This window comes from Streptomyces sp. TE5632 (assembly GCF_054061295.1).
In genome coordinates, this window is sequence record NZ_JBSSEA010000003.1 from 3,888,546 (window position 1) to 3,900,706 (window position 12,161).

General features: G+C 67.1%; 13 protein-coding genes and 1 tRNA gene. 10 read left to right on the forward strand and 4 right to left on the reverse strand.

Features of this window, described 5'->3' with window-relative positions; translation table 11 throughout:
* Nucleotides 1-388: 388 nt before the first annotated feature.
* Nucleotides 389-1,504, forward strand: a complete 1,116-nt coding sequence (locus ACVW19_RS23115; protein WP_457461413.1) for a hypothetical protein — start codon at nt 389-391, stop codon at nt 1,502-1,504.
* Nucleotides 1,505-2,299: 795 nt separating this feature from the next.
* Here the strand turns inward: ACVW19_RS23115 and ACVW19_RS23120 are convergent.
* Both ACVW19_RS23120 and ACVW19_RS23125 read right to left on the reverse strand, forming a co-directional pair.
* Nucleotides 2,300-2,890, reverse strand: a complete 591-nt coding sequence (locus ACVW19_RS23120; RefSeq protein WP_457461414.1) for an AAA family ATPase — start codon at nt 2,888-2,890, stop codon at nt 2,300-2,302.
* A complete protein-coding gene (locus ACVW19_RS23125; protein WP_457461416.1) occupies nt 2,860-3,618 on the reverse strand; it encodes a GntR family transcriptional regulator in 759 nt (252 codons plus the stop codon). Before ACVW19_RS23125 ends, ACVW19_RS23120 begins: the two co-directional genes overlap by 31 nt.
* 353 nt (nt 3,619-3,971) lie before the next feature.
* Here ACVW19_RS23125 and ACVW19_RS23130 point away from each other — a divergent pair, with 353 nt between their 5' ends.
* The 6 genes from ACVW19_RS23130 to ACVW19_RS23155 are packed head-to-tail and all read left to right on the forward strand — an operon-like array spanning nt 3,972 to nt 7,629.
* On the forward strand, nt 3,972-4,247 hold the full coding sequence (locus ACVW19_RS23130; protein ID WP_457461417.1) for a hypothetical protein: 276 nt from the start codon (nt 3,972-3,974) through the stop codon (nt 4,245-4,247).
* Entirely contained in the window at nt 4,244-4,738 is a 495-nt protein-coding gene (locus ACVW19_RS23135; protein ID WP_457461418.1) for a hypothetical protein, read from the forward strand. Before ACVW19_RS23130 ends, ACVW19_RS23135 begins: the two co-directional genes overlap by 4 nt.
* On the forward strand, nt 4,735-5,571 hold the full coding sequence (locus ACVW19_RS23140; RefSeq protein ID WP_457461419.1) for a hypothetical protein: 837 nt from the start codon (nt 4,735-4,737) through the stop codon (nt 5,569-5,571). Before ACVW19_RS23135 ends, ACVW19_RS23140 begins: the two co-directional genes overlap by 4 nt.
* 2 nt (nt 5,572-5,573) lie before the next feature.
* A complete protein-coding gene (locus ACVW19_RS23145; RefSeq protein ID WP_457461420.1) occupies nt 5,574-5,981 on the forward strand; it encodes an HNH endonuclease in 408 nt (135 codons plus the stop codon).
* On the forward strand, nt 5,978-6,172 hold the full coding sequence (locus ACVW19_RS23150) for a helix-turn-helix transcriptional regulator (protein ID WP_457461421.1): 195 nt from the start codon (nt 5,978-5,980) through the stop codon (nt 6,170-6,172). Before ACVW19_RS23145 ends, ACVW19_RS23150 begins: the two co-directional genes overlap by 4 nt.
* Complete coding sequence (locus tag ACVW19_RS23155) at nt 6,169-7,629, forward strand: tyrosine-type recombinase/integrase (protein ID WP_457464744.1); 1,461 nt, start codon at nt 6,169-6,171, stop codon at nt 7,627-7,629. The genes ACVW19_RS23150 and ACVW19_RS23155 overlap by 4 nt, the downstream gene beginning before the upstream one ends.
* Before the next feature lie 78 nt (nt 7,630-7,707).
* On the opposite strand, the gene ACVW19_RS23160 is transcribed toward ACVW19_RS23155, so the two are convergent.
* Both ACVW19_RS23160 and ACVW19_RS23165 read right to left on the reverse strand, forming a co-directional pair.
* Nucleotides 7,708-8,046: a type II toxin-antitoxin system PemK/MazF family toxin gene (locus ACVW19_RS23160; protein ID WP_457461423.1), complete on the reverse strand. Its 339-nt coding sequence runs from the start codon at nt 8,044-8,046 to the stop codon at nt 7,708-7,710.
* 690 nt (nt 8,047-8,736) lie between these two features.
* Nucleotides 8,737-8,808: transfer RNA gene (locus ACVW19_RS23165), tRNA-Arg, on the reverse strand.
* Nucleotides 8,809-8,928: 120 nt separating this feature from the next.
* Here ACVW19_RS23165 and ACVW19_RS23170 point away from each other — a divergent pair.
* The 3 genes from ACVW19_RS23170 (at nt 8,929) to lysA (ending at nt 12,036) form a co-directional block, all read left to right on the forward strand.
* On the forward strand, nt 8,929-9,432 hold the full coding sequence (locus ACVW19_RS23170; RefSeq protein ID WP_457464745.1) for a response regulator: 504 nt from the start codon (nt 8,929-8,931) through the stop codon (nt 9,430-9,432).
* Nucleotides 9,433-9,528: 96 nt separating this feature from the next.
* Entirely contained in the window at nt 9,529-10,629 is a 1,101-nt protein-coding gene (gene nrtL / locus ACVW19_RS23175) for an ArgS-related anticodon-binding protein NrtL (RefSeq protein WP_457461425.1), read from the forward strand.
* A 15-nt stretch (nt 10,630-10,644) separates the two neighbouring features.
* Nucleotides 10,645-12,036: a diaminopimelate decarboxylase gene (lysA, locus tag ACVW19_RS23180; protein ID WP_457461426.1), complete on the forward strand. Its 1,392-nt coding sequence runs from the start codon at nt 10,645-10,647 to the stop codon at nt 12,034-12,036.
* Nucleotides 12,037-12,161: the final 125 nt, after the last annotated feature.

Genomic DNA, 12,161 nt, shown 5'->3' on the forward strand with positions numbered 1-12,161 from the left:
CCTGACGCCGGCACTTTGAGGGGAACTGTGCGAGAGGTCCGCTGCACTCGGGCCGCTGTCTGCCCTGCCATCGTTTGACTGGCAGGCCGAGCTGACCTGAAGCGAGAGCATGTAGCGCCTCCTACTGACAGCGGTACTCGTGCACTGATTAAATCTGTACTTGGCGGAACGCTGTTGGGCCAGTTATGTGGGGGTAGACGACGTGACAGGTCAAGTCGAGACTTCTCCATCCGGCGAGATTGGGCACTACTCAAAGGCTATGCGCCTATTCGGAGACATTGTCACGGTTAGTGATATCGGAAGAATTCCGTCTCCGCGAGATATGCATTATAGTCAGTGTGGTGGGGATGAGTGTGCCGATATTCTGGACCAAATCAAAGCAGTATGGATGCCGGTTTTGGAGCGAGCTGAAGAGATGGTGCCGGTTACGGATTCTGGCGTCACGGAAGATGATGAGACAAGTTGGCGTACGGCTAGCCTTATTCTGGCGGACCACTTCTGTACTGTCATGAAATATGCCGAGAAAGCTTTCTTGCGTGACGGGCGCAGGGCTTGGCCCTTTCATCGACAGTTCCAGCATGAAATTTTGACGGCCGATTATGGGTTTGATGCGGCTGTTGAAAGAAGGTTGCTTTCAGAATTTTGTAGCGGTTGGTGGGACTCCTACTTCATGGAGGTTGCGGGGTCGGCGGCAATGGGTAAAACGCCGGTCGGGTACGACCTGTTCGTGTTTTGGGCCATTGAGCACATGTCGGAAGTAGCTCTTGCTAGCTCACACAGAGAGCATCTCACGATGGCTCACCTCTTTGCGCGTGCTCTGGCGCAGCGCTCCAGGGAGGCGGTGGATCGGCGAGACAAGGCCGATGTTGAGTTTAGGGACCTAATTTGGCGGGATGCTGTCTCAATCCGCGAATTGCGATCCTTGGCAAGGAGAGAGGAGCGGGTCGTTGAAAAGTACGGGGAAAAGAATGTTGAAGGCAGGTTCGAAGATTCTCTGAACTTGCTCATGCAGAGTCTGGGATTCATGGTCGTTCCGACCCAACGAGGCCAGCGGCGGGTTGATCTAATCTGCATTTCCTCGGGTGGTGGTTCAGACCCTTACACGATGCTGGTGGAAGCGAAGAGTACGCACAACCACTACGCTCTTCCCACGAAGGATGCCAGAGCGATCACCGAATATATCCGCGATGTGCGAGGACGCCTTAAAACCTTGCCCCCATTGAAGCTTGTTCTGATCGTCGGACCCGAGGGCTCAAAGACCATTAAGGCTAAGATCGAGGATCTCAACTATGAGTCATCAGTTCCTGTGCGGTACCTTGTCGTAGATGCCCTTATTCTGCTGTACGAGGCACTCCGGGGGGTTGTGCCGGCGGACTCGTTTCTTCGCGCGATGACTGCTGCGGACGGCATTGTTTCGCGCGCGGATATAGATTCGATCATCGGCGCTTACCGGAACGCTAATACGGCTCACTCTGAGTTCATCTCAAGGCTTCTCGGAGGATGATGAGGGGACAGCCTCAGTCCGTCGAGCGCCTGAGTAGTACGCAGTGCTGACGATTCGTCTGCTCGCGGTGTGCCAAGAGCTGACACCTCCTGACAGCCAGGCAGGCGTGACACCCAAACCCCTAGGCAAGCGCGGGTGTCACGCGCTCCTGACACCGAGGTTGACACCGCCTGACAGTCAGCCTGCGGCTGGCCCGTGACACCTCCGGCGGAGCAGTCGCACCGCTTCTTCCACGGGGGTGCCGTTCCGTTCCGCTTCGCCGGGGATGCGTCCGGGGAGGTGCCGGGGAGGCAGGGAGTTCTCCCTGAGTGCCTCCCCGGCGTGCCTCCCTGTATCTGACCTGCGTAGATCAACGATCAGGGAGTCAGGGAGGCACGCAGGTCGGTGCGGTGAAACCCCCTCCTGAGAGCAGTTGAAAGGGTGTGGCTCAGCCTCCCTAAGCGAGTCTGCGGCGAGTTCCGCTTAAGAGCGAAGAGCGGTGATGAGCCGCTTCGCGGCACGACCCTCGAACGGCGGCGCCGCCGCCGAACTGCACGGGGACCGGCCTCCGGCCGGGCGACCTTCGGGCGCCTGTCCGCTCGGGAGCTCCTGGCCGGACGGCGCCCGCGCGCCCTCTCTCTCCAGAGTCCGCTACAAAAAACACGGTCCTGAGCTGGGATGTAGCGGCGTAGCGGATGTAGCGGACTCTGGAGAGAGAGGGGGAAGAGACCGTGATTCGCCACACAGAGTGAAAGGCGCTCGGCTCAAGCGGCAATCGCCGTCCGGCCGGGAGTTCCCGCCTGCCGGGCGGTCCTCCTACCCCTTGCTTTCCTGGGCTACCTCATCCAGTGCCTTCAGGACCGACTCTGGGTCGCCGTTGTACACAAGGTGTGGCTCGCCTGACTCCGGAGGCACGAACCGGGTGCGGTAGCGGAGCAAGTCACTTTCGGCGAAGTAGATAGAGTTCGGGTCGGCTTCATGCTGCGCATTCCGCTTGCTCACACGGGCCCATAGTTCCTCGTGGCTCGCCTCCAGGTAGACGAGCACCGTGCTCGCCCCCGCGTCGGTCGCGATCGATCGCCAATGAGCTCGGTCTTCCGGTGTCCAAAAGCCGTGGTCGACCACCACGTCATGCCCGGCCCTCAGTTGCTCGCGGAGCTCTATGGCGGTCTCTTCGAGGACCGGGCGTTCGAGGGTCGGGAAGACTCCACGGGGGAAGTCGACCCCGTAGACGCCATGCTGACGGAACATCTCTTCGTCGGGGCAGAGCCTGAGGAAGCCGCGGGCCGTGAGCGCGCGGGAAAGCGTTGTCTTGCCCGAGCCGGGCAGTCCTGCCATCAGCACGCAGGACGGACGCGCGGTGTGGTTAGCGGCCGTCACGTGGTGACTTCCGATTCCGTGCGCCACGTACGTCCTGGGCCCCCGAGGTCAACGCCGTACTCCACCACGTTGCTTTCGCTGTCGATGAACTTCGCTGTCATCACGACTACCGGCTCGGCTGGAGGCTGCGCGGCGTTCAACTCCAGGAGTCGTGCATCCTCAGGCGTCAGGAGGCGAGCCGACGCGGTGTCGATCCGGTGAGTGATCGGGCGGCCCGTGGCCTGCGCGATGAGCTGTAGCGACGTTCCACCGGTCAAGCGGTCGCTCTTAATCAACTCCGGGATCAACCGTCCGTACCGCACGGGAATCCACGACGTGGAGTGCGCGACGATCCCGTGCCTGTCGCGGTACACCCGGCGCCGCCTGACCACCTCCGAACCGGGCGTGATGTCCAGCGCACCGGCCACATCTGCGGGCGCCGGCACAACGGCGGCCTGGTGGGAGTCGGACCGTTCGCCGGACCCCCAACTTGACCCGCTGCGGCGGCCCCGGTCCTGGCGCTGGGAGCCGGAAGACATCGAGGAGGGGCGGTCCAGCACTTCCGTTCCGATGCCGTGAATGCCTCTGACCAACCCTTCGGTGCGCAACTTCCGCAGCGCCTTTTCGGCGGTCGCGGTGCTGACTTTCCACTCTTGCGCGAGGTTCTTGATGCTCGGCAGAAGCGAGCCCGGCGGCAGTTCGCCGGACGTGATCAGCCCCGTGTAGTGGGCGGCAATCTGCGCGTACGGCGCTCGATTGTCGGCCTGCTCCGACATCTCCGTAGCTCCCTTGTCTCAGTGGACGCCATGCCTACTGTACCCCTTGACACCCTAGGGTGCCCTAGGGAACCTTAGGGATGTGCCCGCCGGTCGGATCGGTCGATCGGAGACCGCTTGTCTGGCGTGCGATGAAACACGAAAAGTCCTGGCCAGTGCCGGGACAAAGCAAGGAGCGGCTCCTACCGCCAAGCAGACAGCCGCTCCCTGACCCTCGAAGGGGTATCTCCATGATGCCTGAGATGACCGTGGCCGTTGACGGTCCGGCGCCGCAGCAGCCGCAGTTACTGCAGTCCGCAAACAGCCCGTTGGGGCGTGCGCGGGTGGCTCGGGGTTGGTCGCAGGACAAGGCCGTGCGGGCCCTGGTCCTGCTGGCCGATGCGTGGGGCTGGCAGGTGGCGTCCGAGCCGTCGCTGAAGGTGCAGCTCTCGCGCTGGGAGCACGGTGGGAGCCGCCCGAACGAGACCTACCGGGTGCTGCTGTGCTCGCTGTACCGGGCCACCCCGAACGAGCTGGGGTTCGACCGCGCGCCGCAGACCACCAAGGGACTACGCGACCGGATCAGCACCCTCGAAGCCCTGGTGGAGAACCTGACGGCCACGCTGATGGCGCAGGGGGTGCAGGCATGATGGCGCCCGCTTTCACCAGCGTGGACGTGTCCGGCCTGACGGTTCCTGAGCGGACCGTGGCGCTGTACGCCTCGGACATGGCCACCCCGACCACCCTGGGGACGCCGGACCTGGTCCGCGCCTGGATCGTGCAGGGTGCCGAGCGGCTTGGCACGGCCGAGCTGCGGCGGCTGGCCGAGTTCTTCCACGGGTTCTTCCTGCTGGAGATGGACGGCGTGGCGACGCCCGCGCTGCTGGCCCGCCATGAGCAGTGCTTCCCGGACGTGGGTCGTCTGGACGCGGCGAACGCGGCGGCGGCGCTGAGTGTGCGGGTGCACGGGATGACCGAGACGGCCCGGACCCGGAACGGGGCAGCGTCGATGGACGACTGCCCGTGCGGGGGAACCGGCACGGTCGACATCGACGACCCGGACCCGGACCTGTCCTTCTCGCTGTACTGCCCGGTCCACCAGACGGCCACCGCCCTGCGCATCCGGGCGGGTGTCCGATGACCGCTCCGGGACCGCTGGGCGCGCTGTACGCCCGTGTGACGGCTCCGGCCGCTCCCGCCGTGCCTCTGGCACGGCGGGAGCGCCGCCGCGCCGCTGAGGCTTTCCCCACGGTCCCCATCCGGGGCCTGGAGCTGACGATGGGGGAGGTTGCCGCCGCACTGTTCGAGACGGGGGCCGACGAACTCACCCTTCCGGTGCCCGACACCGACACCCTCTATGACGCCCTCAACGGTGCCGTGCGCATGCTGGGTCCGGCAGGGATCGCCGAAGTCATCGACCACTTCGCCGCATTGGACAGTGCCGAGTTTCCCGAGGTGGGCGCCTGCCGTCAGTTCGCCTACCGGCTCGCCCTGTCGTTCTGGTACGCCGAGGCCCGCTCGCGGCCGATGACGGTAGGTGAGGCGGCCGTGGCTCTGTACCTGTCGCCTGCCTACCGGCATCACCAGGTCGACGCGGTCACCGTGCGACGGGCGCCGCTGCTGGTCTCGCGTGCGATCCGGCAGGGTGCCGCCCTGGTACCGGTGGAAACCCTCATGCGCCTCGGAGAGGCCATGGGGCGCGAGTTCGCAGCCTCCGCGCTGACCTGCGTGACGCCCGGCGTCACGGGTGCGTCGCGCCCCGGCGTCACGGGCGCCACGGGCCGTGACTGGCTGTACCGGCAGGCTCTGCCGGACTGGCACCGCCGCCGGTTCTGTTTCGACCTCATGCGCGCCGACACGCGCCAGCCCTCCCCGCTCATCGTCCGGTTGGACGGCGGTGGCTACGTGGTCGGGGCCACCCCGCCGGCTGGGCCGGATGGCACCTGGCGCCGCGCGCTGCGGGCGGAGTGGTAACCATGCCGAACAAACCCCACAGGGACGTGCGCCGCCGCCGCAAGCGGCAAGCGGCCTACGTCTTCCGGCACCGGTGCGCCTACTGCCGTCGCCGCTTCCGCACGCTCGATGACGCCACCCTCGATCACATCGTGCCCCGGTGCTTGTGGCACACCTGGTCGGCGACCGCACTCGCCCTTGCCTGCCTCGACTGCAACCACCGCAAGGCCGACCGCTTCCCCCTCTCGATCGCCCTGTTGCTGCTGCGGTCGATCGCCCCGGCCGGGTCCGTCATCCACCCGGCCGCCCTGTCTCTCCTGGCCCGACTCGCCCACACCAACCAGATGGCCGCGCCCACCCCGGAGCGGTCTACCCCCGACCTGCCCGAATCGACCCTGAACCATCAGATCTTGGAGAGGACGGCGGCATGAGCGCCCGCACGGTGGACGAGAAGATGACCGTTCAGGAAGTCCTTGCGGATTTGAAGGTCGCCCCGTCGACCTTCTACCGGTGGCGTCAACTCGGAAAGGGGCCCCGCTCGATCAAGCTCCCGAACGGTGACGTGCGTATCCGGCGGTCGGAGTACGAGCGTTGGCTCACGGAGCGGGAGGACGCTGCGTGAGCACGACTGGCGACGCTCCGGCCCGCCGCCCGCACGGGGAGGCGCGGCCGGGGTACTCCCTCGACATCCGACTGTGGAAGGTCACAAAGGTCAATCGGAAGGCCCGTCCCTATCAGCTCCGGTGGGTTGTAGGCGGGAAGGTGAGCAGCGCGACGTTCGCCACGTCCGCACTTGCCGAGAGCCGACGCTCGGAACTGAGGCAGGCCATGCGTCGGGGCGAGGCTTTCGAGATCGCGAGTGGACAACCTGAGTCCGAAGTCCGCGCGGCGGTGGAAGCAGCCGCGGCGGCTGAGGTGAAGCCGCCGCGTCGGTGGTTCGAGTTCTGCCGGAGGTACGTCGCCGGACGGTGGCGTACGAGCGCAGCCAAGACCCGTGAGGGCATGGCGGACGGCCTTGCGGCTGTGAGTCTTGCCATGGTCAAGCGTGGGGACTGCGCTCCCACGGATGAGCAACTGCGGTTGGCGTTCCGGTGGGGGATCGTGCCCGCGAACGCGGGTGAGGGCCCGCCGGCCGACCTCAAAGCCGCGTATGACTGGCTCACGACGGCGGACCGCCCGGTCGTCGACCTGGCCGACCCCGAGGTGTTCGAAGACGTGCTGTATCGCCTGAGCTACAAGCTGGATGGCACCCCGGCGGCAGGCGATACGTACCGGCGCCGCCGCCGTGCCCTGAACACCGCCCTTGAACACGCGGTGGTCGCGGGAGAGCTCCTGGAGAACCCGCTTCAGCGCGCCCGCGGGAAGCATGTCGGCTCCAACAGCGTGGTTGATCGACGTGTCCTCGTGAATGCCGTACAGGCCCGCCAGTTGCTTGCGGCAGTTTCCTACGTCGGGTCGTGGGATCGCTGCCGTGGGCGGCGCCTGGTGGCCTTCTACGCGGTCCTGTACTACGCGGGCCTGCGCCCCGCTGAGGCGGTCGGACTGAAACTGTCGGACTGCTACCTACCAGAGGCGGGGTGGGGCACGCTGACGCTGCGGGAGACGCGTCCCGTCTCCGGGAAGCAGTGGACCGACTCCGGGGAGCGGCACGACCGCCGGGGGTTGAAGGCGCGGGAGGCAACCAGCGACCGGCCGGTGCCCATCCCGCCCGTCCTGGTCACCATCCTCCGGTCCCACCTGAAGACCTTCGGGTCGGCCAAGGAAGGGCGCGTGTTCGGCAACGAGCGTGGGGGAGTGGTCGGCTCATCCACCTACTGGCGGGTGTGGGAGGAAGCGCGAGCCTACGCGCTGCCGCCCGAACGGGTCGCCTCCCCGTTGGCCGGTCGTCCGTACGACCTACGGCACGCCTGCATTACGCGGTGGCTGAACGCGGGGGTTCCGATCGCCGAGGTAGCGCGCAGGGTCGGCAACTCACCAGAGGTGATCCACCGCCGGTACCACGGTTGCATTGACGGTCACGAGGAAGCGGCCAACGCGAAGATTGCAAAGGCATTGGAGGAGGAGGGCGACTCCGCGTAGCGACGACGCAAACGCTGGAAGGGCGGTCCGAAAAATCGGACCGCCCTTCCAGCGTTGAGGCTGCCTGATCAGGTTGCCCTAGGAAAGTCCTAGGATCACGCGAACGCGGTCCTCCACCTGCCTCATCTCGGCCGGATCTAGCAGTCCGAGACGCCTACGGAGCCTGGACTTGTCGACTGTGTGCAGGTCAGTGCAGTTGACGTAGGACTCGTCGTATTTGGTAACGCCGCATTCAGGACCAATGGGAATGTGAGTAGCGGCAGGCCCAGACGTCCCCGTGACCACGGCAATCGTCACCGCCGATAGGGGCTCAGCAATGCGATTGACTGTGAGAACCACTACCGGATGTGCGCCAATGGGGCTTGGCAGCACACATCCCCAGACCTCACCGCGCAATGCAGTGCCGGGGCTCACCATTCGATTTCGTCCCCTGCCGCCAGCTCCTCTGCTGTGGCGGGCAGTACACCTGCGGGAGCAGGAGCGGGAGTCCCCTGGTAGAAGGATCGAATCTCCTCAGAGGCTGCTACCTCTGCTGCCTCACGTGAGAGCAAGCGGAGTCCCTCTCGAAGCGCATCGGAGACCGATGGCAGGTTCAGGGACTGCATCACCAGTCGCAGGTCTGCCATTTCGTCAGGCCTCAGCCTGACCTGAGCCACTTCGGTAGATCGGGAGTAGCTGCCTTTTTGGAGCAGGCCACGGTACTGATCAGACTTTGTGTTTTTCGTGGTCTTGCTACTCAGAGGGGTCTTGGTCGTCCTGCTGCGTGTAACGCTCGCCTCGCCTCGCTTCGCGCGGGTAACGGCTGGCTTGGCTTTCTTGCCTCGGGTTTCAGGGGTCATCGTTCCTCCTTCCGGAGCTCCGTAGTACAGATGTCATACGCCAAGTGTCAGGGGCACGGCTCGGCTGGTCAAGGCAGCACGGTGGGGCTGGCAGGCGTCGGCCCGGAGCGTGTCAAAGGTGTGTCGCGTGTATCGCAGATGGTGCGCGAACAGTGAGAGACAACGAGAGAGGGCGGGAGTCAGTGAGACTGACTCCCGCCCTCTTCTCTCGGCATCCGCCCTGGTGAACCACACCTAAACGTTGAAGGGTGGTCGCTCCCTGGGCAAGTGCCCCCGGCAGGATTCGAACCTGCGCACACGGCTCCGGAGGCCGTTGCTCTATCCCCTGAGCTACGGGGGCGTGTCGGTTGCGGTGATCGCTTCGACGGGTAGAACAGTACCAGTTCCGGCGGGGTGGGTAGGAACCCGTTTCCCGGGGGGCGTCACCCTGGGTGCTCGCGGGGCATCCTTGGGAGTGGAAGTGGGGAAAACGCGGACGCGGTGGCCGGTCTCGACCTACTCTCGAGTTGTGCCAGGGGCGTCGCGCCGGGTTCTTGTTGTGGACGACAACAAGGTCATCCGGCAGTTGATCAGGGTCAATCTCGAGCTTGAGGGCATCGAGGTCGTGACCGCGGCCGATGGTGCCGAGTGTCTGGAAGTCGTCCATCAGGTGCGGCCCGACCTCGTCACCCTCGATGTCGCCATGCCGCGGCTGGACGGGCTCAGGACCGCGGCCCGATTGCGTTCCGATCCCCGTACCCGGGACCTTCCGCTCGCCATCATCAGTGCCTGCACCCGGTACGAGGTCGAGAGCGGGCTTGAGGTCGGGGTCGATGCCTTCCTCGCCAAGCCCTTCGAACCCAGTGAACTCGTGCGGGTCGTCTGGAAGTTGATCGAGCGGCGGCGGTGCGGGAGCAAGGGCGGCAGGGGCGATGGACGTGGTGTCGGGGGTACCGAGCGGGCTGCCGGGCACGCCGGGGGGTAGCGGGGGCAGGAGATCTGTCCGGCGGGGCGTCCAGATGGCGGACTTCCGGGTAAACCGGCTCGCCCACCCACCCCCCTCCTCCCCTACGCTTGTCCCGTGACCCCCGTCGAGCTCTCCCGCACCGTGCTGCACGCGGTGCGTCGTGCTGTCGACGAAGGGGAGCTGCGGGTGACCGTTCCCGAGCGGGTCGCCGTCGCGCCGCCGGGGCCCGGGGGGTGCGGGGAGTACGCCACCAACGTCGCGCTTCAGCTGGCCGGCCCGGCCGGGCACACGCCCCGGCACGTCGCCGAGGTGCTGCGGGCCCGGCTCCTTCAGGACGGTGGCATCAGCGACGTCGTCGTCACCGGGCCCGGGTTCATCAACATCAGTCTGCGGGGGGCCGCTCCCGTGGCCCTCGTGGAGGAGATCCTGAGGGCAGGAAGCACCGGTGGTGCCGGTGGCGCTCCCTACGGGCATCTGGACGGGGGGAGGAGCGGGAGCCGGGAGCGGGTGCTGCTGCACGGGGCCGCCGAGGTGCGTGCCCTGGTTCAGGTCGACGCCCTCGCTCGCATCCTGCGGTCCCAGGGCGTGGTGGTGCGGACCAGTTGCGATGTAGACGTAGCGGCCTCCGCGCCCGAGTGGGGCGCTGCGCTGGCCGTTCTCGGGGTCGTCATCGACGACGCCGGCGAGGGCGACCCGGACGACGCCCCCCGGTTCGACGTCCGGCCCGTGCCCGCTCCCGGCGACCCGCTGCCCCTCGGCCGGGACGCCGCGCGGTGGGCGTTGCTCCGGCCCGCGTCGCACGACCGGCCCCGGATCACCGGCGAGCACCTGGTCCAGCGGGAGAGCAACCCCCTCTTCCGGGTGCGCTACGCCCACGCCCGCACCCGTGCCCTCCTGCGCAACGCCGCCGATCTCGGGTTCGGGCCCGAGCCCGGCCCCGTCGGCGTGAGCGGAACCCGGCCCCTGCTCGCCGCCCTCGCCGACCACCCCCGCGTCCTGGCCGCTGCCGCCCGGCACCGTGCCCCCGACCGGCTCGCCCGGCACCTCGTCACCGTCGCCGATGCCACGCAGCCCCTGCTTCCCACCGTGCTGCCCCTCGGTGAGGAGAAACCCTCGGCCGCCCACCGCGCCCGGCTCGCGCTCGCCGAAGCCGCCGGGACGGTGCTGGCCGGCGGCCTGTCCCTGCTCGGCATCGACGCACCCGACCATCTGTGAAAGAGCACGCGAAGAATGAGCCGTTCCGCACACCCCGCCGGACCCCGTCACGCCGACGTCCTTCCCGAGGGGCACTATTCCGCACCGCCCGCCGATCTCAACGCCCTCGACCCGAAGGTGTGGGCGCAGACCGTCAGCCGTGACGAGGACGGTGTGGTCACCGTCGGCGGGATTCCCGTCACGCGCCTCGCCGAGGAGTTCGGCACCCCCGCCTACATCCTCGACGAGACCGACTTCCGCGCCCGCGCGCGGGCCTGGCGCAGCGCCTTCGGGGAGGACGCCGACGTGTTCTACGCCGGTAAGGCGTTCCTCTCCCGGGCCGTCGTGCGGTGGCTCGACGAGGAGGGGCTGAACCTCGACGTCTGCTCCGGCGGGGAACTGGCCACCGCACTGTCCGCCGGTATGCCCGCCGACCGGATCGCCTTCCACGGCAACAACAAGTCCGTGGCGGAGATCCGCCGGGCCGTCGAGGCCGGTGTCGGGCGGATCGTGCTCGACTCCTTCCAGGAGATCGTCCGGGTCGCGCACATCGCGCAGTCGCTGGGCACCCGGCAGCGGGTGCAGATCCGGGTCACCGTCGGCGTCGAGGCGCACACGCACGAGTTCATCGCCACCGCCCACGAGGACCAGAAGTTCGGGATCCCGCTCGCCGGCGGGCAGGCCGCCGAGGCCGTGCGGCGGGCGCTCCAGCTGGACGGGCTGGAGGTCATCGGGATCCACTCGCACATCGGGTCGCAGATCTTCGACATGTCGGGGTTCGAGGTCGCCGCGCACCGGGTGGTCGGACTGCTCAAGGACATCCGTGACGAGCACGGGGTCGAGCTGCCCGAGATCGACCTCGGGGGCGGCCTCGGCATCGCCTACACCAGTGACGACGACCCCCGCGAGCCGCACGAGATCGCCAAGGCGCTGACCGAGATCGTCACCCGGGAGTGCGAGGCCGCCCGCCTCGGCACCCCGCGCATCTCCGTGGAGCCGGGGCGTGCCGTCGTCGGGCCGACCGCCTTCACGGTGTACGAGGTCGGCACGGTCAAGCCGCTGGCCGGCCTGCGCACCTACGTCTCCGTCGACGGCGGGATGTCGGACAACATCCGCACCGCGCTGTACGACGCCGAGTACAGCGTCGCCCTCGTCTCCCGCCGCTCCGACGCCGAGCCGATGCTCAGCCGGGTCGTCGGCAAGCACTGCGAGAGCGGGGACATCGTGGTGCGCGACGCCTTCCTGCCGGGGGACCTGGCGCCGGGCGACCTGATCGCCGTACCGGCCACCGGGGCGTACTGCCGGTCGATGGCCAGCAACTACAACCACGTTCTTCGCCCGCCCGTCGTCGCCGTCGCGGACGGCGAGGCGCGGGTGATCGTCCGGCGCGAGACCGAGGAGGACCTCCTCCGCCTCGACGTCGGGTGAGGTAAGAACAGAGGACGCGAGGAGACGCGGGAGAGGGAGGCGGAAGATCTTCGGTTCTCGCGGGCTTCGCAATGAAATTGATGTCTCACGATCCGGACAAAGGGCAGAAACTTCCGTCCGGTGAG

Excerpts from the sequence above, each read along its gene's own strand:
- ACVW19_RS23160 (WP_457461423.1), bottom strand. The coding sequence starts at position 8,046 with ATGGTGAGCCCCGGCACTGCATTGCGCGGTGAGGTCTGGGGATGTGTG.
- ACVW19_RS23125 (WP_457461416.1), bottom strand. The coding sequence starts at position 3,618 with ATGTCGGAGCAGGCCGACAATCGAGCGCCGTACGCGCAGATTGCCGCC.
- ACVW19_RS23135 (WP_457461418.1), top strand. The coding sequence starts at position 4,244 with ATGATGGCGCCCGCTTTCACCAGCGTGGACGTGTCCGGCCTGACGGTT.
- ACVW19_RS23115 (WP_457461413.1), top strand. The coding sequence starts at position 389 with ATGCCGGTTTTGGAGCGAGCTGAAGAGATGGTGCCGGTTACGGATTCT.
- ACVW19_RS23150 (WP_457461421.1), top strand. The coding sequence starts at position 5,978 with ATGAGCGCCCGCACGGTGGACGAGAAGATGACCGTTCAGGAAGTCCTT.
- ACVW19_RS23140 (WP_457461419.1), top strand. The coding sequence starts at position 4,735 with ATGACCGCTCCGGGACCGCTGGGCGCGCTGTACGCCCGTGTGACGGCT.
- lysA (WP_457461426.1), top strand. The coding sequence starts at position 10,645 with ATGAGCCGTTCCGCACACCCCGCCGGACCCCGTCACGCCGACGTCCTT.
- ACVW19_RS23145 (WP_457461420.1), top strand. The coding sequence starts at position 5,574 with ATGCCGAACAAACCCCACAGGGACGTGCGCCGCCGCCGCAAGCGGCAA.